Source organism: Mycobacterium sp. Soil_C_30, assembly GCF_057656995.1.
Window position 1 is genome coordinate 27,886 of sequence record NZ_JBDGJH010000020.1, and the last position, 22,406, is coordinate 50,291.

The following is a 22,406-nucleotide window of genomic DNA, read 5'->3' on the forward strand; positions in this document are numbered from 1 at the left end:
GTGTCGCTGGCTGAGCACGTGGCCGGGGTGGCGCTGATCGACCATCATGTGCACGGTTGCTGGGTGAGTGAAGGAACCCGGCAGCGGTTCGAGAACGGACTCAACGAAGCCAACACCGAACCGGTGGCGGCGTTCGACTCGGCGTTCGACAGCCAGCTCGGATTCGCCGTGCGCAAGCACTGTGCGCCACTGCTGAGTCTGGCCGAACATGTTGAGCCACAACAGTACTGGGAACGCCGCAGCGAGTTCACCGAGCAGCAGCTCGCCAAGGTGTTCCTGCCCGCGGCCGGTGTCACCGACTGGGTGATCGACACCGGGTTCGCCGCCGGGGTCACCGGTGTGGCCGAGCACGCGAACCTGGCCGGCGGACACGCCCATGAGGTGGTACGGCTCGAACAGGTGGCCGAGGAGGCCGCAGCAGCCGAGGGCGATTACGCCACGGCGTTCACCGAGGCACTGCAGCGGCGTGCGGCCACGGCGGTGGGCACCAAATCGATTCTCGCGTACCGCGGTGGATTCGAGGGCGACCTGTCGGAACCGGCGCCCGCCGAGGTGGAGGACGCGGCTGCACGCTGGCGTGACACGGGCGGCACTCGGCTGACCGACCGGACCCTGCTGCGGTTCGGGCTGTATCAGGGTCTGCGTCTTGGTAAGCCGCTGCAACTGCACGTGGGCTTCGGTGATCGCGACTGCGATCTGCACCGCACCAATCCGCTGCACCTGTTGGAGTTCCTGCGGAACTCCGGCGACACCCCGGTGACACTGTTGCACTGTTATCCCTACGAGCGCGAGGCGGGATACCTGGCCCAGGCGTTCAACAACGTCTACCTCGACGGCGGGCTGAGCATCAATTTCCTGGGGGCCCGGTCGGCGGCCTTCATCGCCCGGTTGATCGAGATGGCGCCGTTCCGCAAGATCCTGTACTCATCGGACGCTTTCGGCCCAGCCGAGTTGCACTATCTGGGCGCGCGTCTATGGCGCAATGGAATCGCGCAGGTACTGAGCGGTTTCGTCGAGACGGGGGAATGGAGGGAGCCGGACGCGATCCGCGTCGTCGATCTCATCGCCTCGGGCAATGCGCGTCGGATCTACGGACTCGAGGCGCCCTGAACTGATTCACAACCGCGCCACAGTACATCTACAGCGGGCGGGAGTTGCATGGCGGTCATGGCACACGACAACGAGTCCGACGTGGTTCTGCTCGTCAACGCGGATACCGATATCGCCCGCGAGGCGGCCCAAGACATTCTCGACAGCGGTGCGCGGGTGGTGGTGACCGCCCGCACGGCCGCCTCGCTGACCCGGATCCTGCTCCGTCGCAGCCGGGATCGCATGTTCGCGATTGCCGCCGACCTCGATGATCCACGTCAGCGGAGCCGGTTCTGCGAACGGGTGCTGACCGAGTACGGTCCACCCACCTGGGTGGTCGACGGCCGCACCGGTGAGGCGGTGGCGTTGGCCCGGCGTGGCTTGCTGAGGCCGGCCGCCTAGGTCAACCGTCCGCCCGCGGCGCGCCACTGGATCAGGCCGCCGCTCATGTTGACGGCCTCGAACCCGTTGTGCACCAACAGGTTTGCCGCGCCGGCAGAGCGGATGCCGCCTGTGCAGAAGGCGATGAGCAGCCGGTCGTCGGGAAGCTCGAGGCAGCGTTCGGGCAGGACCTCCAATGGCATGTGCACGGCGTCGGGAATGTGGACGCGGTTCCATTCGAACTCGCGACGTACATCCACCACCAGGGCGCCCTCGGCGACGAGGCCGAGGGCTTCGTCGGCGCTGACGGCCGGTGGCCGCCGCAGATAGTGCCGGAACCTCACAGCCTTCAGTTTAGCTGAAGGATGACGTACTACCGGCCACCCATCGTGTGACGTCTTCGTGCAGCGCCTGCGCCAGCGCCGGGTGTTGCGTCGTGAACGCTGAATCGAGGCGGGCGAGCTCGGTGGCGGCGCGAGCCAACAGTGACTCGCCTTCGGTGGTGACCCGCAGCCGCGACGCGGCCCCGGCATGCGCGGTGCCGTCGTCGACCAGTCCGGCCTCGACCAATGAGCTCACCGCGGCGTGCGCGCTCTGCACGGTGATCCGTGAGCGCCGGGCCAACTCGCTGAACGAGATGTCCGGTGTCCGACGGATGTGTCCCAGCAGCCCGTACTTGCGGGTGGTCACACCGAGCGGTTTCAACGCCTCGGCCAACGCGGCCTCCCAGGCCCGGCTCATCGCCAGCAGCGCGATGGTGGGGCTGAACGGCGCCTCGGACATGGAGGCAGGTTACTGCCTCAGACCTCGCCGCTGGCGTCGTAGACCCACGACATATCCGCGGTGGCGAAGTCCTCCAGCCACGTCGGCGGCGCGTGATCGGCCAGCGCCCCCATGTCCCAGTAGTCCTTCCACAGGGTGATCCGGCCGTCCACCACGCGGTGCACCGTGACGAAGCGCAGCAGTGCGGATTCGCCGGTGGCCCAGTTCCACTGCTCGGAGTGCTCGTACATCACGTTCTCACCCTCGGCCACCAGCACACCGTCGAAATTCTGGTAGCCGGCCAGGGATTCCAATCCGATCTTGAGCCGTTTCACGATGTCATCGGGTCCCTTGGCCGCCGCGGCGGCCCCGACCGGCATGTCGAGATAGATGCAGTCCTCGGACAGGAACGTCTTCACGGCCTCCCAGTCGCGGGCCGAGAGCGCACTCCACATCCCCAGCACCACGTCAGTGCACGTCACCACCTGCTCAACGGACATCGGCGAGCTCCTGGTCCCGGTGCAGCGCCGGTACAGGTTGGCCCGCGCGCAGGAAGCTTCCGGTGCGGGTGACACCCACCAGCTCGGTCGGCACCCCGTTGCGGAAAACCGTTCGCCCACCGACCATGACTGCGGTGACGGTGGCGTCGTTGCGGTTCACCATCCGCGACAGGCCACCGTACTGGGCAACGGGCTCCTCGGCGTAGGCGTCCAGGGACTCATCGAGTTTCTCGGGGTCGATCACCACCACGTCGGCGCGGTCGCCGAGACGCAGATGTCCGGCGTCGAGGCGGTACCAGTCGGCCAGCTCGCCGGTGAGCCGGTGTACGGCCGCCTCGATCGTCATGAACGGGGTGCCCGCGCGCTCGGCATTGCGGACATGGCGCAGCAGCCGCAACCCCATGTTGTAGAACGCCATGTTGCGAAGATGCGCCCCGGCATCCGAGAAACCCATCTGCACACCGGGTTCGGCGGCCAGTTTCTTGAGCACCTCGGGTCGGTGGTTCGAGATCGTCGTGCGCCAGCGCAGTGCCCGGCCGTGTTCGAGCACCAGGTCCAGGAACGCGTCCACCGGGTGCAGACCGCCGCGGTCGGCGCCGACCTGGCCGAACGATTTCCCGATCACCGAAGCATCGGGACAGTCGACGATCTCGGCGTCGAAGAAGTCGCGGTGCCACACCCGGATGCCGAGCTTGCTCTCGTACTCCTTGCGGAACTGCCTGCGGTAGGCCTCGTCGCGCATCAGCTCGTTGCGCTCCACCTCGTCGCGCAGGTGCAACGCGGCCGCGCCCGCGCCGAACTCCTCGAAGATCACCAGGTCGATACCGTCGGCGTACACCTCGAACGGCACGGGCAGGTGCTGCCAGCGGAAGTCGCCACCGAACCGGTTCACCACTGCCGCCAGCGGTCCCATGATCTTCACGGCGTACGGGTTGGCTTTGACGTCGGCCGCCGACAGCAGGCTGGTCTTGAGTTTCTTGCGGAACAGTCCGAGCGACTGGAACACCTGCGAACCGACGTTGAACGGGTTCTCGATATCGGGGCCCGACTGCAGGATCCGGCCGTTGCGCCGCAACAGCGACTTGAGCCGGCGCAGTTCGGTTGGCCTGGCGTAGGTGGACGGCAGCGTGCGCGACCGGCAGGTCTCACCGTCGAGCTTGTCGAAAAGCAGCTGCTGCGAGGACATCCCGACCATGCCGGCATCGATCGCCTCGGCGAGCATCCGCTCCATCTCCGCCTGTTCGGCCCGGGTGGGCCGCTGGTCGCCGCGGGTGGCCCGGTCCAGGCCCATGGTGGCGGTCCGCATGTCGGAGTGGCCGATGAAGGCGGCCACGTTCGGCCCCAGCGGCCGGGACTCCAGGGCGGCGATGTACTGCGCGCACGAGCTCCAATTCTTGTGGTCGTCCACCGCTGCGATCACGTGTTCGCGGGGAATGGCCTCGACGCGGCCGAACAGGTCACCGGCCTCGGTGCCGTCGACGTAGACCGTCGACAGCGAGCACGAGCCCAGCATGACGGTGGTGACACCGTGGCGAAGCGATTCCGGCAGAGCCGGCCCGCCGAGCACCTCGACGTCGTAGTGGGTGTGGATGTCGATGAGCCCGGGCAGCACCCACTGTCCGGAGGCGTCGATCACCTGGGGGCAGCCGGCCTCGTCGAGCGGCTCGGGGCTGATGGCGGCGATATGGCCGTCGCGGATGCCGATGGTGCGCACCACCGAAGCGGCACCCGAACCGTCGAACCACCGGCCGTCACGGATGATCGTGTCGTACGTCACAGCGTCAATAGAACCTGTTGCAGAAACCGGTGTCAACGATTCAGTGAACAGATTCTGGAGTCTGTTCACCGCCAGGAGTCGGGCTGGGTGCCGTCGAGGTCGGTGACGCCGTAGGCGCGGGCCAGATCCGCCGACGTGACCGACGCCTGGTTCCACCTGGCCCGGTGGGCGTCGGCGGCCAGTGCGGCCACCCCGCGGCCCAGATAGCGTGGACTCTCGGACTGGGCGAAGCCGGGCGGGGCCGTCGGTAGACCGCCTGGACGCTCCGGCGACAACGCTTCGCGCCACGAGTCTTCGGTGACCGACCAGTTGTCCAGCATCATCTCCGACCGCAACCAGCCGGGGGTGACGGCGACTGCGGTGGCGCCGTGCTGGGCCAACTCGTGTCCCTGGGAGAACGCCAACCGGTTCACCGCCGTCTTCGCCAGGTCGTAGAACACCGAGATCCGGTACTTGTTCGCGTTGTATTCCGTTGTACCGTCGGTGATCTCGACCAGGAGGCCACCGGGTTTGGTGAGCAGCGGCAGGAGGTGATGCGAGGTCACCAGATGGGTCTCGACGCCGAGGCGTAGGATCCGCAGGCCGGCTTCGAGGTCGTGTTCCCAGATCGGGGTGTTCCATTGTGCCGGTGGGCCTTTCAAGATCTCGGCACCCCAGATGTCGTTGACCAGGATGTCGATTCGGCCATAATCGTGGCCCAGCCGTTGCGCCAGATTCCCGACGGCATCCCGATCCAGATGGTCCACGGCTACCGCGACGCCGACCCCGCCCGCTTGATCCACCAGTGCGGCGGTCTGCTCGATGGTCTCGGGCCGGTCGTAATCCGAATGTAGTGGGGTGACCGAACTACTGCGGCCGGTGCAGATGACCGTGGCGCCCGCTTCGCCGAGCCCGATCGCGATGCCGCGGCCGGCGCCGCGGGTCGCGCCGGCCACCACCGCAACCTTGCCCCGCAGCGCGTGTGTTGCCCGCATACTCAAAGAATGACACCGCTGCAGCGTTACATCGCCGAGGAGATCGCGACTGACCACGTTGACGGGCTGCTGACCCGACGAGAGGCCATGCGCCGGCTGGGGCTGCTGGGGGTGTCCGCGGCCGCGGCGTCGGCGCTGATCGCGGCCTGCAGTGACGAGAAGGCGTATCAGGCAGGTACCTCCAGTGAGAGTCAGGCGCCGGCGCCGTCGACTCCGGACATGCCCGCCGAACCGCCGCCGGGCATGGATCAGGCGCTGCAGACCAGTGCGATCACGTGGGCCGGGCCGGCGGGGGAGCTGCAGGGCGCCTGGGCGCAGGCCGACCAGCCGCGCGGCGGCGTCCTGGTGATCCACGAAAACAAGGGTCTCAACGACTGGACCCGCTCGGTCGCCGGCCGGCTGGCCGGCGCGGGATATTCGGCGCTGGCCATCGACCTGCTGTCGGCTCAGGGGGGCACCGCCACCTTCGCCGATCCCGCCGAAGCCACCGCGGCCCTGGGCAACATCGCGCCGGAGGCGCTGATCGCCGACATCAAGTCCGGGATCGCTGAACTGCAGCAGCGGGTGCCCGGCCAGAAGGTCGCGGCCGTCGGGTTCTGCATGGGCGGGGGCCTGGTCTGGCGGCTGCTGGCTGCCGGTGCCCCGGAACTGGCTGCGGCAGTACCGTTCTACGGTCCGACGCCGGACAACCCGGACTTCGCCGGCTCGGCTCAGGTGGCCGTACTGGCGTTCTACGGAGAACTCGATGCCCGCGTCAACGCCACCGAGCCCGCGGCCAGCGCCGCCCTGGACGCCGCCGGGATGCCCCACGATGTCGTCATCGAACCCGGCGCCGACCACGCCTTCTTCAACGACACCGGCCAGCGCTACAACGCCGTCGCCGCGCAGGACGCGTGGACCCGTATGCAGGACTGGTTCGGCCAGTATCTGGCCCCGAGCTAATCCAGTGTGGCCGTCACGGTCACCCGGCCCTGGGGATCGCGCACGGCCACCGCCTGTCCGGACCGGTCACCGTCGGGCAGATGCACCGTCAACGGAGCCCCCGTTCCGAGGAAGTTGCGCCACCACGTCTTCTGGTCCGGCATCCCGACCCAGATGGTCACGGTGTCGCCGCGGCGCCGGTAGTTGACGGGCAGGGTGAATCGCTTGCCCGATTTGCGTCCGGTGTAGCTGATCTCGGTGAAGTACTTCCGCATTACCGGGCCCACCACCGGGACGTGGGTGAGTGTGGTGACCGCGGTGTTGACCGCGGTGACAAGAAAACGGACCGGTCCGCCGAATGCCATGGAGCCTCCTGTTGCGAAGATGGCCGGTGATGACTTCCACTTTGCCCGAGGTGCTCGCGACCCTCGAACTCGACCGAGTCAACCAGAGTTTCTTCGTGGGCACGCAGCTCGACGGCCCGGCCCACCACATCCTCGGCGGCCATATCGCCGCCCAGGCCCTGACGGCCGCCGCGCACACCGTCGCCGGGGATCGGCCCGCCCGCGGCATGCAGGCGCATTTCCTGCGCAGCGGTGACGCCCGCCGACCCGTCGACTTCGAGGTGGTGGCGCTGCACGACGGTGGCACGTTCTCGACGCGTCGCGCCACCGCCCGTCAGTCCGGTGCCATCCTGGCCGAAGCCACCGTCTCGTTCGGCAAGACCGCCGACGACGATCCCACCTATCAGCCGGCCATGCCCGTCGTGCCCGAACCGGAAACGGTGGATTCGGTACCGCGCCACGGCGTCTGGTCCAGTCTCGAATGGTTCGAACGGCGCAACGTCGACGACGGCGCCCGGCTCTGGTGGCGTCCCGACGGCACGGTTCCCGACGACCCCATCCTCGCCACCGCGCTGGTGGCCTATCTGTCGGCGGTCACGCTGGTGGAGGCGGCCCTGGCGGCACGCCGTGGCGCGACGGCCCACACGTTGTCGCCGATGCTCGATCATTCGGTGTGGTTCCACGGCATCCCGGATCTGTCGGATTGGCTGCTCTACGAACAGGTTTCCGGAAGCGGCGCGCACCGCCGGGCACTGACCTGCGGGCAGATGTTCGACCGGCGCGGCACCCTGGTGTGCACCGCCACCCAGCAGCTCTACTTCCCACCGGCGCGCTGAGTTCACCGAGGATTCACCCATCCGCTGAGGCCCCGTTGTTGACCGCACACGCCTGACCGTTGGAATGCACTCATGCGGGTCGTCCAGGTGGCCAACTTCTACGGTCCCCGATCTGGCGGGCTGCGCACGGCGGTCGACCGGTTGGGCGCCGAATACTGCGCCGCCGGGCACGAGGTGTTCCTCATCGTTCCCGGGCCACTGGCCCAGCACACCGTGATGCCCTCCGGGGTGGTGCGGGTGGCGGTGCCCGCCCGCAAGATTCCCTTCACCGGCGGTTACCGGGCTGTCATGCCCAAACCGGTGACCGACGTCCTGGAAAACCTGGAACCCGACGCGATCGAGGTGTCCGACCGCTTCACCTTGCGCGGCCTGGGCAGATGGGGGAGTCAGCGCGGGGTCACCACGGTCATGATCTCCCACGAGCGCCTGGACCGCCTCACGGGACAGATCCTGCCGAGGCGCATCGCCCGCAGCGTCGCCGACTTCGCCAACAGGCGCACCGCTGCCGACTACGACACCGTGCTCTGTACCACGGCGTTCGCCCGCGAGGAGTTCGACAGGATCGGCGCGACGAACGTGGCGACGGTGCCGCTGGGGGTGGATCTCGACCTGTTCCATCCGCGCCGTTACTGCGCACGGGTCCGGCGACTCCTGGCAGCCCCCGAACAATTGCTGCTGGTGCACTGCGGCCGGCTCTCGATCGAGAAGCGCGTGGATCGCAGCATCGATACCGTTGCGGCCCTGCAGGATTCGGGTGTGGACGCCCGCCTGCTGATCGTCGGCGACGGCCCGCTGCGGCCGCGGCTCGAACGCCAGGCCGCCCGGCTGCCCGTCGACTTCACCGGATTCATCGACGACCGCGAACAAGTGGCGGCGTTCTTGGCCACGGCCGATGTGGCGCTGGCGCCCGGGCCGCACGAGACCTTCGGACTGGCGGCGCTGGAAGCCCTGGCCTGCGGCACCCCCGCGGTGGTGTCCCGCACATCCGCGCTCACCGAGGTCCTCACCTCCGACAGCGGCGCGTGTGCGGACAACGACCCGCAGTCCATCGCCGCGGCCGTGGGGGAAGTCCTCGGCCGGCCGGAGCGGCAACGCCGCCACGACGCCCGCCGGCAGGCGGAACGGTTCACCTGGCCCAGGTCGGCGCAGGGGATGCTGCTCGCGTTGGGCGGCAAAGAAGTGTGACGGCGGTTTGATGTTCGGCGATCAGGGGCAACCAGGGCTTATTGACGGGGCCGTCTGTCGGCCCACCGATCGAAGGAACCGACATGGATACCACTGTTTGGATCATCGTCGCGGTCGTCGTGGTACTGCTGGTTCTCGCAGTGCTCGCGGTCGTCGGCCGAAACCGTCGCAACAAGCAACTGCAAGGCAAGGCGGAGCGCATCCGTGAGGAAGTCGAACACGACAGCATCCAGGTGAGACGGCGTGAGGCCCTGGCTGACGAGACCGCCGCGAAAGCGCGCGCGGCGCAGGCGGAAGCCGAGGCCAAAGCGGCAGAGGCCAGGCGTCTTGCCGACCGTGCCAATCTGCATCGGGATGCGGTTTCCACGTCGCAGGAGGAGCTCGACGAGCGGCGTGCACATGCCGACTCCATCGATCCCCGGGTCAAGGCGAACGAGCAGCCGGTGACCGAGGACCCCCAGGCCGTCCCGCAGCACCAGCCCGGGCGGCACGAGCAGCCGGTGCAGCACCAGCAGCAGCCCCCGGCTTCCCGCGCCCGCTAGGGATTCACGGCACCGCGGGGGTGCGGGCGGGGCCCAGTCGGACCGGTAGCTTCGACCAGCCCCGCAGCACCCTGGTGTCGCGCCGGGTTCCCCCGGCAGCCGTCGACACCTCGGGAAAGCGGTCGAAGAACGCGGCCAGGCCCACCTCGCCTTCGGCCCTGGCCAGCGCCGCGCCCAGGCAGAAGTGCCTGCCGCCGGAGAAGGACAGATGCCGTCCGGCATTGTCCCGGGTGACATCGAATCGATGCGGGTCTGCGAACACCGCGGGGTCCCGATTGGCCGCGGCGAGATAGATGACCACCATCTCGCCGCGGCGCACCGGTGTTCCGGCCACCTCGGTGTCACTGCGGGCTATCCGGGCGCCGAGCTGAACGGGGGAGTCGAGCCGCAGAACCTCTTCGACCGCCCCCGGCCAGTGCTCGGGATGCTCGCGCAGCAGCGCCAATTGGTCGGGGTGGTCGATCAGCATGCGAATCCCGTTGCCCAACAGATTCACTGTGGTCTCGAATCCGGCGGCCAGGACCAGACCGGCGACGGCGCGCAATTCGGGGTCGGTCAACTGGCCCTCGGCGTCGGAGGCACGGATCAGTTCACTCATCAGATTGTCGCCGGGTTGCGCACGGAGCCGGTTGAGGTGGTCGTCGAGCCAGGTGTTGAAACCGATCAGCCCACGTTCGACGCGCTGATACTGCGCCCAGCTCAGACCGATGTCGAGGCTCGGTGCGGCGAGTTCGCCGAACTGCAGCACTTTCGGGCGGTCGTGCTCGGGGACACCCAAGATGTCGCTGATCACCGCGACCGGCAGTTGGGCGCAATACCGTTCGACGATGTCGACGGTCTGGTTGTCGCCGGCGTCGCGGGCCAGCTCGTCGAGCAGCGAATCGGCGGTCTGTTGCACGCGTTCGCGAAGGGTGCCCACGGCACGGGTGGTGAGCACCGAGGACACCGTCTTGCGGTAGCGGGTGTGCTCGGGTGGTTCGACGGCCAGCAGCGACGGCGGCCGCAACGGATGCAGCGCCCGGGTGCGGGTGAGTTGTTCGAGCCGGCGCAGCGGTGCCGGGAGATTGGCGCCCAGCTGGATCACCCGGAAATCCTCGGACCGCAACAGCTGGTGGGCGACGGCGTGATCAACGGTGAGAAAGCTTACGCGGCAACGGATCAGCGGTCCGTGGGGTCGGAGTTCGTCGTAGAACGGGATCGGGTCGGCCCGTACTACGGGGTCCGCGATCAGCCGGCCTTGCGGGTCGCCGCGCCGGGCGGCCAGGCGCGCAATCGTGCGCACCACGCCGTGCATGGCCAACCAGTGGACACGTTCTCTCACGCCTGCCTCCGTGGTGTCTTCGGTGGCACCCACGCTACGAGGACGTCGCCGAACTCGCCAGCAGCTATCCGGGATGGCGGTAGGCTCCGACCATGATTCGGCGACTCGCGGGGCTGACCGGTGTCCTTGCGGCGTGCCTGGGGAGCACGGTCCCCGCGGCCGCCACCCCGGGGACGATCGAATGCGACTACATCCTCAGCGCGCCCTACGTCGTGGATGTGGCGGGGACGGCGATGGTGACCGCCACCGTGGTGCCCGCCGCCTGTCCGGACGCCGTCACCACCGTGCTGCAGGCCTGCCTGTCCACCCCCGGCAAGGTGGGCCGTTGCGACAACACCAACGGCAACACCATGTCACAGGTGTATCTGTCGCCGTACGTTCCCGGGCTCAACTACACCGCGCGAGGACGCGGCTGCGCCGCGGTCACCACACCGCCCACGTCGCTGTGCTCGTCGCTGGGGCCCACGTCTGCTGTGCTCTGACCGCTAACGCGGCGTCCAGCTGATCGGCAGCCGTTTGATGCCGTGGATGAACGCCGAGAGCAACCGTGCCGGTTCTTCGGTGGCGGTGAGGTCGGGCACCTGCCGGTGCAATTCCTCGAACACCACCCGGATCTCGCGGCGAGCGAGGTTGGCGCCCAGGCAGAAGTGTGCGCCGCCGCCGCCGAATCCCAGGTGCGGGTTGGGATCGCGGCGCACATCGAAGCGCCACGGGTCGTCGAATTTCGTCTCGTCGCGGTTGGCCGAGCCGTACCACAACGTCACCTTGTCGCCTTGGGCCAGTTGCACACCGCTGAGCTCACAGTCGCGCGTGAGGGTGCGTCGCATGTACGACACCGGTGAGGCCCAGCGCACGATCTCCTCGACCGCGGTGGGCGCGATGCCCTCGAAGTCCTGCCACCAGAGGTCGCGTTGGTCGGGGTAGCGCGACAGTGCCAGCACGCCATGGCTGATCGCGTTGCGGGTGGTCTCGTTGCCGGCAACGGCGAGCAGGATGAAAAACGACGCCACCTCGGCCGACGTCAGCCGTTCACCGTCGACCTCGGCCTGCACCAGGCTGGTGGTCAGGTCGTGGCCCGCGGTGGTGCGCCGGTCTTCGGCCAGTGCGTGCGCGTAGGCGCCGATACTCATGGCCACTTGAACGAACTCGTCGAAATCGGTTGTCAGATCAGGATCTCCGAAGCCCAGGATGATGTTGGTCCACGCGAAGATCTGGTCGTGGTCGGATTCCGGGATGCCCATCATGTCGCAGATGATCTGCAGGGGGAGCGGGCCGGCCAATTCGGTGACCAGCTCGGCGTTGCCGTCGGGGTGTCGTTCGAGCATGTCGCTGACCAGACGACGCGCACGGTCGCGCACCGATTCCTCGATGCGGGCCACCACTTTCGGGGTGAACGCCCGGCTCACGATGGACCGCAGTCGCTGGTGTCGCGGGTCGTCGAGCGCGATCATCGACCCGAAATACTCGGCCAGCTCCGGGGTTTGGTCACCGATGGTGATACCGGAGGCCGAGCTGAAGATCTCCGGGTTCCGGCTCGCGAAATGCACGTCGTCGTAGCGGGTGAGAGCCCAATGCCCGGGCCCGGGCTGGAATCCCTCGAACTGCTGGCCGGTGTCCTCACCCTCGCTACCCAGAACAGCCTCGGGGAAGAACGCGATCGGTGACTCGCGGCGCAGGGTGGCGAAGGCGCCGTCACGCAGGTCGTCGTCTTGCTCCCAGAACTCCCACGTGCCCAGGTTGATCGCCTCGCGCGGCACATCGGGCGGCGGCTGGCCGTTGGTGCGGGTGGTGATTCCCATCTTCGCTCCTGTGCGTCGAGGACGGATCAGCCCCGAGCCTAACCGCCGGCCTCGGCGCCGGGGGTCAACTGTGCACGCAAGGTCGAAGCCAACCACCGTTCGAAGCGAGCAGGTGACCATCCTCGTCGCTGCACCAGTCGGCTGTAGAGGGCGGGGTCGGCGAGCAGCCAGGCGATATCGGCGGCGTGCGCGGGCGTGAGGTCCGGCGCCAGAGCATCGATCACACGCAACCGGGCGATCACTTCCCGCGCACCGGCCAGGCGTTCACGGTCGGACTGCTCTCGCACCTCGCGGGCGCCGGCGTCGTGGTCGGCCGCGGTGTTGAGGGCTTCGTGCAGTGCCGCCACCCGCCGGTCGATGCCCACCAGCAGCCTGGCCCAGCCGTCGAGGAGCGCACCCGGGTCATCGCCGGTCAGCAGTGCACTCACGTCAGGGCGTTCGGCCAGGGCCACCGGCTCGTCATCGCCGGCGATCGCCCAGTCCAACGCGAGCTTGAGGACGTCGGCTTTCCCGCCGACGGCGGTGAAGACCGTCTTGCGGCTGACGCCGGCCGATATCGCGATGGCATCGACAGTGGTGGCGCCGTATCCCTGGGTGACGAACAGCTCCGCGGCGGCGGCCACGATGGTGCGGCGGGTCTCGCGGGCCTGCGCCGCCCGTAGGTCCGAGCGGTAGTCGCGCTTGACAACACCGCTCATTCTAGGTAACTCTCGGAGTATTCATTGCACCACAAGTTACCTCAATTGGAGCTCTCATGCGAACAGTGGTGGTGGGCGGAGGTCCCACGGGTCTGTTCACCGCGATCGCGCTGGCCCGGCGCGGCCGCGAAGTCGTGGTCGTCGATCGCGACCCGGGTCCACCACCGCACGGGCCCTGGAAACGCCGCGGGGTGATGCAGTTCCACCAGGCACACACCTTCCGGGGCCAGGTGGTCGACGCACTGCGAGCCGAAATGCCGGACGTGTTACAGACATTGGTGGGGTCCGGAGCGGAGATCGCCACCGCCCCGGACGGGTCTGCGGTGGCGGCGCTGTGCCGGCGGGAGATCTTCGAACGGGTGTTGCGTGCCCACGCCCACCGCCAGCCGGGGCTCACCGTGGTCACCGGCCACGTCGACGCGGTGGTGCGTGAACGCGGCCGGGTGGTGGGTGCCGTCGTCGATCGCAAGAGGTTGTCCGCGGAGTTGGTGATCGATGCCGCCGGGCGCTCCAGCCGGGTGATGCGGGCGCTTCGCGAGCCCGCCGACGGCGGGTCCTGCGCGGCCGTCTACGTCACCAGGCAGTACCGGCTGAATGACCCCGGTGTGCGCGGCCCGGTGAATTCTCCGATCGGACTGTCGCTCGGGATGGCCGGCTATTTCGTCGTGGTCTTCCGACACGACAACGGCATGTTCTCGGTGACCCTGACCCACGGCGGCACCGACGACCGGCTGCGCGAGCTGCGCCGGGCCGATGTGTTCGACGCGGTACTGCGCGCCATTCCCGGGGTAGCCGACTGGGTTCATCCGCAGGTGTCGACGCCGGTCACCGACGTGTTGCCGGGCGGGCAGCTGTACAACTCCTACCGCGGACAGTGCGGCGTCGACGGCCGGGTGGTTCCGGGTCTCGTGGCAGTCGGTGACGCGGTATGCACCACGACGCCGCTGGCGGGTCGTGGGGTTGCCCTGGCGTTCCGGCAAGCCCGCCACCTGGTTGCGGCTCTGACGGACCACCCGGCGGATCCCGCCGCTGCAGCCGCCGCCTTCGACAGCTGGTGCCGGACGCACATCAGGCCGTGGTTCGTCGACCACATGCGCTGCGACGCGGATCGGATGCGGCGATGGGCCGGGGGCGACGTCGATCTCACCACGAGCCTGCCGTCGGACCTCATTGTGGCTGCAGCGCAGGCGGATTCGAGCCTGCGCCCGATGGTCGAGCCCTACGAGCGGATGCTGGCGCTGCCGCAGAGCCTGGATGAGCTGCAGGGTGCTGCTCTGCAGGTGTATCGCAGTGGCTGGCGACCCGTGCTACCGCCGGGGCCCACCTCGGCCGACCTCACGGCGATGTGTGAGCAATTCACGGTGACCGAACCAGCCGTGGCCTGAAGCTCGATGAAGCGAATGGCAAAGACGCATTCCGGCGTTAATCAGAATCGAATTCCAGAATTCGCCGACAGCAAACTCAAGACGCCGAGTTTGTCCGACCGTGATCACCGCGTCTGCAACGGAATGAGCGCCATGATTTCGTTGATGGTGGCGCGGATATAGGAACCCGGCTGACGTTGTGTCGGCGCGGGCGCCAGCGGCGCGCGGACGGCGGTGAACGGTGTGCCCGCCTTGGTACCGCACTTCGGCCAGGCCTTGAGCCCCTGAGATGCGAGAACGTTCTCTGCCACCCTGATCTGCTCGGAGCGGGGGGCTTGCGCGGGGTTGCCGACGCCTCCGTTGGCCTGCCAGGTGGCGGGCTTGAACTGCAGCCCGCCGTAATGGCCGTTGCCCGTGTTGATCGCCCAGTTGCCGCCGGATTCGCACTGCGCTATGGCGTCCCAATTGACGCTGTCCGCGTTCGCCGTGCCGGTGGTCAGTGCCAGCATCCCGTACAGAATTGCGCCCGTGAATGCGACCAGTGCGAAGAGTTTCCCGACGATCTTCATGTGGGGTGTTTCGCATCACATGACGCACCCGTTACTGGCGTCGCACAAGTTTATTCAAATCACAGAAGCTTATTTCTGTCACATAACTTTAAGCCGATCTCAGGAATATCACGAGTCACATTAGCGTAATTCTCCACGACAAAGTCGAATGAATGGAGCTGCCCGTGAAGATCCGCTTCGGTGTCGGCCTGGGACCCGAAACCCCGGCTCACCGCCTTCCCGCCGTGGTCGACGCCCTGGAAGAGGCGGGAGTCGATTCCGTGTGGTTCTCCGAACTGGTGTACTCCGACGCCGTCGACCCGTTCATCGGCATGGCCGCAGCTCTGGCGCGCACCACCCGGCTCAAGGTCGGCACGTCGGTGGCCGTCCTGCCCGGCGGCCGCCATCCCGTGCTGGTCGCCAAACAGCTGGCCTCACTGGCTGCCATCGGCCCCAAACGGGTGCTGCCCGCCTTCGGGCTGCGCTCGGCCACCCCGGCCGAACGAGACATCTTCACCGTGCCGGACGGAAAGCGTGCTGCGGTGTTCGACGAATCGCTGCGGCTGCTGCGTGCCGCGCTGACCGAGAAGCCGCTGAGCTTCACCGGGGAGTTCTTCACCGTCACCGACGCCGGCATCGGAGCACTGCCGGCACCGCCGCTGGACCTCTGGCTCGGCGGTTCCGCCCCGGCAGCGTTCCGCCGAATCGGCCGGCTCGCCGACGGCTGGCTGGGCAGCTTCCTCACCCCGGCGGAGGCCGGGCACGCCCGCGAGGCGATCCAGCGCGAGGCGGCCGCGGCGGGCCGCGAGATCGAGGACGACCATTTCGGCATCAGTCTGGCGGTGGCCGAGGCAGGGTTACCTGAGCAGCTCGCGACCGCGATCCGGGCCCGCCGCCCCGACGTCGATCCGGCTGAACTGGTTGCCGGCGACTGGGATCAACTCCACGCCCAGCTCGACGGTTACATCGCCGCGGGACTGAGCAAATTCGTCATCCGGCCCGCCGGCCAGATGGACACCGAACAGTTCAGTACCCGTCTTGCCGAGGAGCTGCTGCCCCGGCAGAACTAGACGGCTACCATCCGGGGCGTGAATCGCACGGCGCAGGTGGCAGCCGCAACAGGTCTACTGATGCTGGCGGTGCTGCCCGCCGGCCCGGGTGCGTCGGCCGAGCCACCGGCGACCGCCTACCAGTTCGCCGCGTGCTACGACCCGACGCAGCCGGTGCTCGAGAAACCGCCGACCGTGGTGTACGGCTGCGACCACACCAGCGTCATGGAGAACATGACCTGGACCGAGTGGGGCGCTGCCGGCGCCACCGGCACCGGCGTCGACAACGCCGTCGAATGCAAACCCAACTGCGCTCAAGGCCGGCGGCTGGTCAACCCGATCATCGTGTACGCGTGGAATCCGGCTCCCGCCGACAAGCCGGGGTGCCCGGCAGGCGTCGAGTTCTTCCGCGACTTCACCGTCGCCTACCCCGAATCCGTGCCGCCGTGGGTCCAGCCGGGAACCTCGTGGACCGAGGACGTCAGCTACCTCTACATCGACGGGATGCCGGCGGTGCACTTCACCGGTCAGACGCCCTACAGCTGCACACCGCCGTCGTATTGACTCGAGGACTTTCGGTCCTGAAGAAAAGGACTTTCGCCGGGTCCGGAGCTCCGCGAACTTTCCTACCGTCACAACCATGACGTATGTGATCGGTTCCGGATGTGTCGACGTGATGGACAAATCGTGTGTGCAGGAGTGCCCGGCGGACTGCATCTACGAAGGACTGCGGTCGCTCTACATCAACCCCGTCGAGTGTGTCGACTGCGGAGCGTGCCGGATCGCCTGCCGGGTCGATGCCATCTACTACGAAACCGACCTGCCTGACGACGAACTCGCTCACCTCGAGGACAACGCAGCGTTCTTCGCCGGTGTGCTGCCCGGGCGTTCCGAGCCGCTGGGGGAGCCGGGCGGGGCCGCTGGGCTGGGCCCCACCGGAGTGGACACCCCGTTGGTGGCCGCGATGCCCGTTCGCGAGGTGCCCGCACACTGATCTCCGGTTCGCATTCATCTCGCCGATGAGGTAGAGAAACGGGGTGGGTCTGTCTGTAGGCTCACGCGAGGCGCGTCGACGATGACGTCGCGATCCCGGATCCGTTCCAGCTCCTTGACTCGACGTTCGTAGCGGCGGAAACGCGGTCCGGGCACGAAGGGAGTGCAAGTGATGGCCACGGTGCTCGGTGTGTCGGTGACGCCGACGACTGTCCGGTCCGTGTTGGTGGAAGGACGTGGCGCGGACGGGGCCACGCTCGGCCACGACGAGTACGACGTTCTCGAAGAAGTCGGTGCAGCGCTGCGGCGCGCCCGCGATGAGGCTGAAGCCGATGACCAGGCGGTGTCCTCCATCGGCGTCACCTGGAGCGACGACGCCGAGCTGGAAGCGTCGACGGTGCTCGACGGGATGGCGCGGGCGGGACTGACCGGCGTCAGCGCCGTACCGCTGTCCGAAGCCGTCGAAGCCCTGGCCAGCAGCATCGGCCGGGTCATCGGGTACCAGCGCACCGCCTTGTGCGTCGTCGAGCCGGAGACCGCGGCCATCGCGGTGGTGGACACCGCCGATGATTCGGTGGATGTGCTGATCAGTCACGCGATCGACAGCGAAGGTGCGCTGATCGACTGGGTCGGTGCCGCCCTGGCCGACGAGATGCGTCCTGACGGACTGTTCATGGTGGGCTCGGTGCCCGGCCTCGACGACACCGCCACCACGCTCCAGGACGAACTCGAGCTGCCGGTGTTCAATCCGCCGGAAGCCGAGCTGGCCCTGGCGCACGGCGCCGCGCTGGCCTCGGCGGAGAACACCACCTTGCGACCCTTCGATTTCACGGTTCCCGTGGCGCCCAAGCCACGCCGCAATCCCGTCGCCGCGCCCATGACGATGCTGGTCGCCGGCGCTGTCACGTTCGTGGTGTCGTTGTCGGTTGCCGTCGGCGATCAGTTGGTGCCCACCAGGGACGCGGTGCCGACCTCGACCCAGGAGGTGCAGAAGACCGCGGGCACACCACCGTTGGCGCGGCCCACCCCGCCGGCTCCGGTGGCCCCGCCCCCGCCGCCGGTGGCACCGCCGCCTCCCGTGGTCGCACCCGTGGCCGCACAGGAGGTGCTGCCCCCGGCCGAGGCGCTTCCCCCGGCTCCCGAGTACGTTGCCCCAGCCCCCGAGTACGTTCCCGAGGAGGTGCCGGCCGCGCCGCCGGTCGTGGTCCCACCCCCGGCGGCCGTTCCACCACCGCCGCCGGTGTACCAGGCGCCCGTCCAGATCCCGGAACGCAGGACTCTGTGGGAGCGGTTCAAGGACAAGCTGAAACCGGGTCCCGACGAACCCGAGTGGCAGCTGGCCCCCGGCGCGGTGCCGCCGCCCGGAGTGCCGATCCCGCCGGGCTGATCAGACCAGCTGGGCGGCCCGCTGCTTGCCGGTGTAGTCCACCTGCCAGTGTTTGATGCCGTTGAGCCAGCCCGAGCGCAGACGCTCCGGCGTACCGACCGGCGTGAGGTCCGGCATCTGATCGGCGATGGCGCCGAAGATCAGGTCGATGGTCATCTTGGCCAGGTTGGCGCCGACGCAGTAGTGCGCACCCGTGCCGCCGAAGCCGACGTGCGGGTTCGGGTTGCGGGTGATGTCGAACCGGAACGGATCCTCGAACACGTCCTCGTCGAAGTTGGCGGACCGGTACGACATCACCACCCGCTGGCCCTTCCTGATCAGCACCCCGGACAGCTCGGTGTCCTCCAGCGCGGTGCGCTGGAACGAGGTGACCGGCGTGGCCCACCGCACGATCTCGTCCGCCGCCGTCGCGGGACGCTCCCGCTTGTAGAGCTCCCACTGATCGGGATGGTCGGTGAACGCGATCATGCCGTGGGTGATCGAGTTGCGGGTGGTCTCGTTGCCCGCCACGGCGAGTAGCACCATGAAGAATCCGAACTCGTCATCCGAGAGTTTGTGGCCGTCGACGTCGGCCTCGATCAGCTTGGTCACGATGTCCTCGCCGGGTTCCTCGGCACGGAGCGCGGCCAGCTGCATGGCGTACATGATGAGCTCCATCGCCGAACTGCGACCGTCGTGATGGGCGAATTCCGGATCATCGTCGGCCACCATCTGATTGGACCAGTCGAAGATCTTCTTGCGGTCTTCGAGCGGGATCCCGATCAGACCGGCGATCGCCTGCAGTGGCAGTTCGCAGGCGACCTGTTCCACGAAATCCCCGCAGCCCTCGGCGGCGGCCTTGCGGACGATGTCCTGGGCGCGGGTGTGCAGGTCATCGCGCAGCCGTTCCACCGCCCGCGGAGTGAAGCCCCGCGAGATGATCTTGCGCAGGTGTGTGTGATGCGGCGCGTCCATGTTCAGCAACACCAACCTGCCGGTCTCGATCTGCTCACCTGACGAGCCCTTGGGGTAGCGGGGCAGCGCCGTCTTGGCCAGGCTGGAGAAGACGTCGCTGCGCCGCGAGATCTCCTTGACGTCCTTGTGCTTGGTCACCACCCAGTAGCCGCCGTCATCGAAACCGCCCTGGCCCTTCGCCTGTTCGTTCCACCAGATCGGTGCGGTGCGGCGAAGTTCAGCGAGTTCGTCGATGGGTAGCCGCTCCCGGTTGAGGTCGGGATCGGTGAAGTCAAAGCCGGGGGGCAGGCTCGGATTCGGCATGGTCGACGGGCTCCTCGCTGAATAGTTGTGCACCTGTAAGGCATTGGTACACCGCAGATCAGCGAGTTGTGGCAGGTTGAGGAAATATCGAACTGAAACATGTTCTCGCAGCAGGCCGGGAACCGTTCGGCGGTGATGGGAGTTTGTCCTGACGTGACCGAGATCGACCAGTTCAGGGAGCACAGGGCAGCACGGATGATGCTGCGGGTCGCGATCATCGTCGCCGTTCTGGCCGCCATGGTGTTCGTGGAAACCCAATCGCGGTCCGGTGTGCTGTGGCGATTCGTGACGTTCACCTACCAGGCCAACCTGCTGGCCGCGGCCTACTACGCGTGGACCCTGGTCGATCGACGCGCCGACCACCGCGCGGGCCTGCGTGGCGCGGTGGTCCTCTACGTCGTCGTCGCCGGCGTGATCTGGAACCTCTACCTGGTGGACATGAGCGCCGGGTACACACCGGCCAATTTCCTGTTGCACGTGGTGGTTCCGGTGCTGGCCTTCCTCGACTGGGTGGTGGTGGGACACAGCCAGAGCCAGGTGACCTGGTGGCAGCCGCTGGCTTGGCTGGCCTATCCCGCCGCGTATCTCGGGTTGGCGGTGGTGGTCTTGAACAACCTGGGCCGCCGCGCGCCGTATTACTTCCTGGACCACGGCAGCATCGGGGCGGCCGGCGTCGCGGTCAACGTGGCGATCCTCGCCGCCGGCTTCGTCGGCCTCGGCTACCTGCTGTCCCTGATCGGCCGCGCGGCGGTGCGTATCCGCGTCTAGTGCCCGGGCACGCCGGTGTATTCCGGGTTCGGCGGTACGGCAAGCGCGATCCCGATCCGGTTGGTGGCGCCGATGAACGCGGCGATCGAGATGGCTTCCAGGATCAGCTGATCGCTGAGGCCGAGTTCACGCAAGGCGGTGTAGTCGGCGTCGCGGATGGACTGCGGATCGTTGTTGACCGCGATCGCCAGATCGGCCAGCGCCCGCTCCCGGTCGGTGAGCTCTTCGACCTGATGATGATCGATGGCGACCCGCTGCCCGAACGACCAGTCGCCGGCCACCTTGCCCAGTTTGTTGGCGTGGTTGGTGTGGCAGTAGGCGCACCGGTTCTCGCCGGAAACGACGGTGGCGATCACCTCACGTTCGCGGGCCGACAGGCCGGATCGACCATCGGTGCCCAGAAGCGGCAGCAGGTAACCGTTGAGCCGCTCGAGGTCGCCTTCGTTGAGGGACAGCGCACGAAACCAGTTCGACGTCAGACCTTCTTCGCGCAACTGGTGCGAGAAGAACCCCTTCACACTGGGATTGGTCAGTTCGTCGAGTTCGGGCACCTCGAGCCGGGAAATCCGGGTGGGTCGAAGTGCGCCGTTGGTGGTGGGGCGATCGGTGGTTGCGGTCATGGTGGTGACACTGCCCGCGACCTTGTGATCAGCCAAGATTTGGGGCCCATGAGAATTCAACTCTTGCGGGTGTAACAAAATCGTGGCGGGAGCAGAATCACTGTTCATGGTGCGGATCCACACTCGCAAGGCAGCATGGTCGGCGGCTCTCGGCGCATTCGGCGCCGCGGCGTTCTTCATCGCAGCTCCTTCGGCCTCGGCCGAGCCCGCTGCGCCGCCGCCTCCTCCGGCACCCGTGGTTCCGGTCCCGGCTCCCGCGCCGCTGCCGCCGGTCGCTCCCGCTCCGCTGGCCGCGCCAATCCCTTCCGCCCCGTTGGCTGCGGCGGTCGCTCCCGCGCCGTTGGCTGCGCCCGCGCCCGTCGCACTGGACCAGCCGCTCCCGCCGGCGGCGATCCCGCATCTGTCGAGTCCCGAGAATCTGCCCCCGGGCGCCAGCCTGACCCCGACCGGCCCGACCCAGGGCCGCGGCATGTCGTACCTGCGTGAGTTGTGGCATGCAGTGCAGACCCAGGAGGTCAGCAAGGCCGACGCGGTGCTGCTGCTGACGCAGCGTCCGTTGGATGCCACCGCTCCGGCCGGTGTGCCGGCCGGCCCGCAGGCCCCGCTGCCGCCCGCGCCGCTACCGGCGGAACCGTTGCCGGTCCCGGCTCCCGCGCCGCTGCCGCCGGTTCAGTAACTAGCCCGTCGGTTCGGCGGTCACCGTCACGGTGACCGTGGCCGTGGGAATCGATGACGTGGCCGAGGTCGGCGACTGCGTCGAGGGGGTGCTGCTGGTGGTCGTCGTCGGACTGCTGGTGGTGCCTTCGGCGGTGAACCGCGGCTGCTCGTATTCGATCCAGGTGTCGCGGTAGACCACCTTGTCGTCGGCGGTGACGAGCAGCTGCTGCGGTGTGACCGTGTAGGTGGCGCCTTCGTTCTCGATGATGAAGCCACCGTCGGCGGCGGTGGCGGCGGCTTTGAGTCCGGCTTCGTCGCTGAGCCGGACGCCGCGGTATTCGTATCCACCCTCCGGCCGGGTGCAAATCGCCACCAGCGAGCGTGCCGTTCGTCCGTACGCGACCGCCAATTGTGTGCTGTCGCAATGCGCTTCGGTACCGACGTAACCCTGCTCGTCGCTGGTGATGGTGGGTTCGGCAGTGGCGACCGCTGGGAGCAACGCGGCCGCGGCCAGAAGGGCTCCGGCCCCGGTCGATGCCAGCAGATGACGGCCAGTGGGCATAACGATCGCTTCCTCCTCGTGGACGTGTCACCCAAGCAAACCACTGTGAGCAGCGAATTCAGCGTTCATCGG

General features: G+C 67.9%; 27 protein-coding genes. 14 read left to right on the forward strand and 13 right to left on the reverse strand.

Translation table 11 applies throughout. From position 1 onward, the window contains the following. Together AC3A6P_RS27825 and AC3A6P_RS27830 are read left to right on the forward strand one after the other, a co-directional pair. On the forward strand, positions 1-1,110 hold the full coding sequence (locus tag AC3A6P_RS27825) for an amidohydrolase family protein (RefSeq protein WP_487695432.1): 1,110 nt from the start codon (positions 1-3) through the stop codon (positions 1,108-1,110). A 57-nt stretch (positions 1,111-1,167) separates the two neighbouring features. Then, on the forward strand, positions 1,168-1,491 hold the full coding sequence (locus tag AC3A6P_RS27830; RefSeq protein WP_487695433.1) for an SDR family NAD(P)-dependent oxidoreductase: 324 nt from the start codon (positions 1,168-1,170) through the stop codon (positions 1,489-1,491). On the opposite strand, the gene AC3A6P_RS27835 is transcribed toward AC3A6P_RS27830, so the two are convergent. The 5 genes from AC3A6P_RS27835 to AC3A6P_RS27855 form a co-directional block, all read right to left on the reverse strand. Further along, a complete protein-coding gene (locus tag AC3A6P_RS27835) occupies positions 1,488-1,814 on the reverse strand; it encodes a rhodanese-like domain-containing protein (protein WP_487695435.1) in 327 nt (108 codons plus the stop codon). The genes AC3A6P_RS27830 and AC3A6P_RS27835 overlap by 4 nt on opposite strands. A gap of 10 nt (positions 1,815-1,824) precedes the next feature. Then, a complete protein-coding gene (locus AC3A6P_RS27840; protein WP_487695437.1) occupies positions 1,825-2,253 on the reverse strand; it encodes a MarR family winged helix-turn-helix transcriptional regulator in 429 nt (142 codons plus the stop codon). 17 nt (positions 2,254-2,270) lie between these two features. Continuing rightward, positions 2,271-2,732: a nuclear transport factor 2 family protein gene (locus tag AC3A6P_RS27845; protein ID WP_487695439.1), complete on the reverse strand. Its 462-nt coding sequence runs from the start codon at positions 2,730-2,732 to the stop codon at positions 2,271-2,273. Beyond that, positions 2,722-4,509, reverse strand: a complete 1,788-nt coding sequence (locus tag AC3A6P_RS27850) for an N-acyl-D-amino-acid deacylase family protein (RefSeq protein ID WP_487695440.1) — start codon at positions 4,507-4,509, stop codon at positions 2,722-2,724. Before AC3A6P_RS27850 ends, AC3A6P_RS27845 begins: the two co-directional genes overlap by 11 nt. 65 nt (positions 4,510-4,574) lie before the next feature. Next, positions 4,575-5,483 carry an SDR family oxidoreductase gene (locus AC3A6P_RS27855; protein ID WP_487695442.1) on the reverse strand — a complete coding sequence of 303 codons (909 nt, stop codon included), beginning with the start codon at positions 5,481-5,483 and terminating at the stop codon, positions 4,575-4,577. Between the two features lie 9 nt (positions 5,484-5,492). Here AC3A6P_RS27855 and AC3A6P_RS27860 point away from each other — a divergent pair, with 9 nt between their 5' ends. After that, complete coding sequence (locus AC3A6P_RS27860; RefSeq protein WP_487695443.1) at positions 5,493-6,425, forward strand: dienelactone hydrolase family protein; 933 nt, start codon at positions 5,493-5,495, stop codon at positions 6,423-6,425. Here the strand turns inward: AC3A6P_RS27860 and AC3A6P_RS27865 are convergent. After that, positions 6,422-6,769: a hypothetical protein gene (locus AC3A6P_RS27865; RefSeq protein WP_487695444.1), complete on the reverse strand. Its 348-nt coding sequence runs from the start codon at positions 6,767-6,769 to the stop codon at positions 6,422-6,424. The two genes, AC3A6P_RS27860 and AC3A6P_RS27865, sit on opposite strands and share 4 nt — an antisense overlap. A gap of 29 nt (positions 6,770-6,798) precedes the next feature. Here AC3A6P_RS27865 and AC3A6P_RS27870 point away from each other — a divergent pair, with 29 nt between their 5' ends. The 3 genes from AC3A6P_RS27870 to AC3A6P_RS27880 all read left to right on the forward strand — a co-directional run bounded on the left by AC3A6P_RS27870 (position 6,799) and on the right by AC3A6P_RS27880 (position 9,311). Continuing rightward, positions 6,799-7,584, forward strand: coding sequence for an acyl-CoA thioesterase (locus tag AC3A6P_RS27870; protein ID WP_487695445.1), 786 nt, complete (start codon positions 6,799-6,801; stop codon positions 7,582-7,584). A 72-nt stretch (positions 7,585-7,656) separates the two neighbouring features. Then, the gene (locus AC3A6P_RS27875) at positions 7,657-8,769 is read left to right on the forward strand and encodes a glycosyltransferase (protein WP_487695446.1); all 1,113 of its coding nucleotides are present in this window, start codon (positions 7,657-7,659) and stop codon (positions 8,767-8,769) included. A gap of 83 nt (positions 8,770-8,852) precedes the next feature. After that, entirely contained in the window at positions 8,853-9,311 is a 459-nt protein-coding gene (locus AC3A6P_RS27880) for a hypothetical protein (RefSeq protein WP_487695447.1), read from the forward strand. Between the two features lie 4 nt (positions 9,312-9,315). On the opposite strand, the gene AC3A6P_RS27885 is transcribed toward AC3A6P_RS27880, so the two are convergent. Beyond that, positions 9,316-10,632, reverse strand: coding sequence for a cytochrome P450 (locus AC3A6P_RS27885; protein ID WP_487695448.1), 1,317 nt, complete (start codon positions 10,630-10,632; stop codon positions 9,316-9,318). A gap of 92 nt (positions 10,633-10,724) precedes the next feature. Between AC3A6P_RS27885 and AC3A6P_RS27890 the strand changes: the two genes are divergently transcribed. Next, complete coding sequence (locus tag AC3A6P_RS27890) at positions 10,725-11,114, forward strand: hypothetical protein (RefSeq protein WP_487695449.1); 390 nt, start codon at positions 10,725-10,727, stop codon at positions 11,112-11,114. 3 nt (positions 11,115-11,117) lie between these two features. Here the strand turns inward: AC3A6P_RS27890 and AC3A6P_RS27895 are convergent, their stop codons facing one another. After that, positions 11,118-12,431: a cytochrome P450 gene (locus AC3A6P_RS27895; RefSeq protein WP_487695450.1), complete on the reverse strand. Its 1,314-nt coding sequence runs from the start codon at positions 12,429-12,431 to the stop codon at positions 11,118-11,120. Between the two features lie 38 nt (positions 12,432-12,469). Continuing rightward, positions 12,470-13,129, reverse strand: coding sequence for a TetR/AcrR family transcriptional regulator (locus AC3A6P_RS27900; protein WP_487695451.1), 660 nt, complete (start codon positions 13,127-13,129; stop codon positions 12,470-12,472). Positions 13,130-13,185: 56 nt separating this feature from the next. On the opposite strand from AC3A6P_RS27900, the gene AC3A6P_RS27905 reads away from it, so the two are divergent. After that, entirely contained in the window at positions 13,186-14,514 is a 1,329-nt protein-coding gene (locus AC3A6P_RS27905) for an NAD(P)/FAD-dependent oxidoreductase (protein WP_487695453.1), read from the forward strand. Between the two features lie 104 nt (positions 14,515-14,618). Here the strand turns inward: AC3A6P_RS27905 and AC3A6P_RS27910 are convergent, their stop codons facing one another. Continuing rightward, entirely contained in the window at positions 14,619-15,062 is a 444-nt protein-coding gene (locus AC3A6P_RS27910) for a transglycosylase family protein (RefSeq protein ID WP_487695454.1), read from the reverse strand. A gap of 164 nt (positions 15,063-15,226) precedes the next feature. Between AC3A6P_RS27910 and AC3A6P_RS27915 the strand changes: the two genes are divergently transcribed. The 4 genes from AC3A6P_RS27915 (at position 15,227) to AC3A6P_RS27930 (ending at position 18,470) form a co-directional block, all read left to right on the forward strand. Next, positions 15,227-16,111 (forward strand): TIGR03854 family LLM class F420-dependent oxidoreductase, encoded by an 885-nt coding sequence (locus AC3A6P_RS27915; RefSeq protein WP_487695600.1) that lies wholly within the window; start codon positions 15,227-15,229, stop codon positions 16,109-16,111. A gap of 18 nt (positions 16,112-16,129) precedes the next feature. Then, positions 16,130-16,654, forward strand: coding sequence for a hypothetical protein (locus AC3A6P_RS27920; RefSeq protein ID WP_487695455.1), 525 nt, complete (start codon positions 16,130-16,132; stop codon positions 16,652-16,654). A gap of 76 nt (positions 16,655-16,730) precedes the next feature. After that, positions 16,731-17,084, forward strand: a complete 354-nt coding sequence (fdxA, locus tag AC3A6P_RS27925) for a ferredoxin (protein WP_487695456.1) — start codon at positions 16,731-16,733, stop codon at positions 17,082-17,084. A 171-nt stretch (positions 17,085-17,255) separates the two neighbouring features. Beyond that, positions 17,256-18,470 carry a DUF7159 family protein gene (locus tag AC3A6P_RS27930; RefSeq protein WP_487695458.1) on the forward strand — a complete coding sequence of 405 codons (1,215 nt, stop codon included), beginning with the start codon at positions 17,256-17,258 and terminating at the stop codon, positions 18,468-18,470. Here AC3A6P_RS27930 and AC3A6P_RS27935 read toward each other — a convergent pair whose 3' ends face one another. After that, positions 18,471-19,727 (reverse strand): cytochrome P450, encoded by a 1,257-nt coding sequence (locus AC3A6P_RS27935; RefSeq protein WP_487695460.1) that lies wholly within the window; start codon positions 19,725-19,727, stop codon positions 18,471-18,473. 135 nt (positions 19,728-19,862) lie between these two features. On the opposite strand from AC3A6P_RS27935, the gene AC3A6P_RS27940 reads away from it, so the two are divergent. Next, positions 19,863-20,495 carry a Pr6Pr family membrane protein gene (locus tag AC3A6P_RS27940; RefSeq protein WP_487695601.1) on the forward strand — a complete coding sequence of 211 codons (633 nt, stop codon included), beginning with the start codon at positions 19,863-19,865 and terminating at the stop codon, positions 20,493-20,495. Here the strand turns inward: AC3A6P_RS27940 and AC3A6P_RS27945 are convergent. Continuing rightward, positions 20,492-21,115 carry a peroxidase-related enzyme gene (locus AC3A6P_RS27945; protein WP_487695461.1) on the reverse strand — a complete coding sequence of 208 codons (624 nt, stop codon included), beginning with the start codon at positions 21,113-21,115 and terminating at the stop codon, positions 20,492-20,494. The two genes, AC3A6P_RS27940 and AC3A6P_RS27945, sit on opposite strands and share 4 nt — an antisense overlap. Before the next feature lie 82 nt (positions 21,116-21,197). Here AC3A6P_RS27945 and AC3A6P_RS27950 point away from each other — a divergent pair, with 82 nt between their 5' ends. Continuing rightward, on the forward strand, positions 21,198-21,791 hold the full coding sequence (locus tag AC3A6P_RS27950) for a hypothetical protein (RefSeq protein ID WP_487695463.1): 594 nt from the start codon (positions 21,198-21,200) through the stop codon (positions 21,789-21,791). Here AC3A6P_RS27950 and AC3A6P_RS27955 read toward each other — a convergent pair whose 3' ends face one another. Continuing rightward, positions 21,792-22,334 (reverse strand): hypothetical protein, encoded by a 543-nt coding sequence (locus AC3A6P_RS27955; RefSeq protein WP_487695464.1) that lies wholly within the window; start codon positions 22,332-22,334, stop codon positions 21,792-21,794. It lies immediately after the preceding gene. Between the last annotated feature and the right edge of the window lie 72 nt (positions 22,335-22,406).

What these genes read in the sequence shown, in the direction of transcription:
- AC3A6P_RS27830 (WP_487695433.1), top strand. Translation starts at nt 1,168, where the DNA reads ATGGCACACGACAACGAGTCCGACGTGGTTCTGCTCGTCAACGCGGAT.
- AC3A6P_RS27840 (WP_487695437.1), bottom strand. Translation starts at nt 2,253, where the DNA reads ATGTCCGAGGCGCCGTTCAGCCCCACCATCGCGCTGCTGGCGATGAGC.
- AC3A6P_RS27845 (WP_487695439.1), bottom strand. Translation starts at nt 2,732, where the DNA reads ATGTCCGTTGAGCAGGTGGTGACGTGCACTGACGTGGTGCTGGGGATG.
- AC3A6P_RS27855 (WP_487695442.1), bottom strand. Translation starts at nt 5,483, where the DNA reads ATGCGGGCAACACACGCGCTGCGGGGCAAGGTTGCGGTGGTGGCCGGC.
- AC3A6P_RS27860 (WP_487695443.1), top strand. Translation starts at nt 5,493, where the DNA reads ATGACACCGCTGCAGCGTTACATCGCCGAGGAGATCGCGACTGACCAC.
- AC3A6P_RS27865 (WP_487695444.1), bottom strand. Translation starts at nt 6,769, where the DNA reads ATGGCATTCGGCGGACCGGTCCGTTTTCTTGTCACCGCGGTCAACACC.
- AC3A6P_RS27870 (WP_487695445.1), top strand. Translation starts at nt 6,799, where the DNA reads ATGACTTCCACTTTGCCCGAGGTGCTCGCGACCCTCGAACTCGACCGA.
- AC3A6P_RS27875 (WP_487695446.1), top strand. Translation starts at nt 7,657, where the DNA reads ATGCGGGTCGTCCAGGTGGCCAACTTCTACGGTCCCCGATCTGGCGGG.
- AC3A6P_RS27880 (WP_487695447.1), top strand. Translation starts at nt 8,853, where the DNA reads ATGGATACCACTGTTTGGATCATCGTCGCGGTCGTCGTGGTACTGCTG.
- AC3A6P_RS27890 (WP_487695449.1), top strand. Translation starts at nt 10,725, where the DNA reads ATGATTCGGCGACTCGCGGGGCTGACCGGTGTCCTTGCGGCGTGCCTG.
- AC3A6P_RS27895 (WP_487695450.1), bottom strand. Translation starts at nt 12,431, where the DNA reads ATGGGAATCACCACCCGCACCAACGGCCAGCCGCCGCCCGATGTGCCG.
- AC3A6P_RS27900 (WP_487695451.1), bottom strand. Translation starts at nt 13,129, where the DNA reads ATGAGCGGTGTTGTCAAGCGCGACTACCGCTCGGACCTACGGGCGGCG.
- AC3A6P_RS27905 (WP_487695453.1), top strand. Translation starts at nt 13,186, where the DNA reads ATGCGAACAGTGGTGGTGGGCGGAGGTCCCACGGGTCTGTTCACCGCG.
- AC3A6P_RS27910 (WP_487695454.1), bottom strand. Translation starts at nt 15,062, where the DNA reads ATGAAGATCGTCGGGAAACTCTTCGCACTGGTCGCATTCACGGGCGCA.
- fdxA (WP_487695456.1), top strand. Translation starts at nt 16,731, where the DNA reads ATGACGTATGTGATCGGTTCCGGATGTGTCGACGTGATGGACAAATCG.
- AC3A6P_RS27930 (WP_487695458.1), top strand. Translation starts at nt 17,256, where the DNA reads ATGGCCACGGTGCTCGGTGTGTCGGTGACGCCGACGACTGTCCGGTCC.
- AC3A6P_RS27935 (WP_487695460.1), bottom strand. Translation starts at nt 19,727, where the DNA reads ATGCCGAATCCGAGCCTGCCCCCCGGCTTTGACTTCACCGATCCCGAC.
- AC3A6P_RS27940 (WP_487695601.1), top strand. Translation starts at nt 19,863, where the DNA reads ATGGGAGTTTGTCCTGACGTGACCGAGATCGACCAGTTCAGGGAGCAC.
- AC3A6P_RS27945 (WP_487695461.1), bottom strand. Translation starts at nt 21,115, where the DNA reads ATGACCGCAACCACCGATCGCCCCACCACCAACGGCGCACTTCGACCC.
- AC3A6P_RS27955 (WP_487695464.1), bottom strand. Translation starts at nt 22,334, where the DNA reads ATGCCCACTGGCCGTCATCTGCTGGCATCGACCGGGGCCGGAGCCCTT.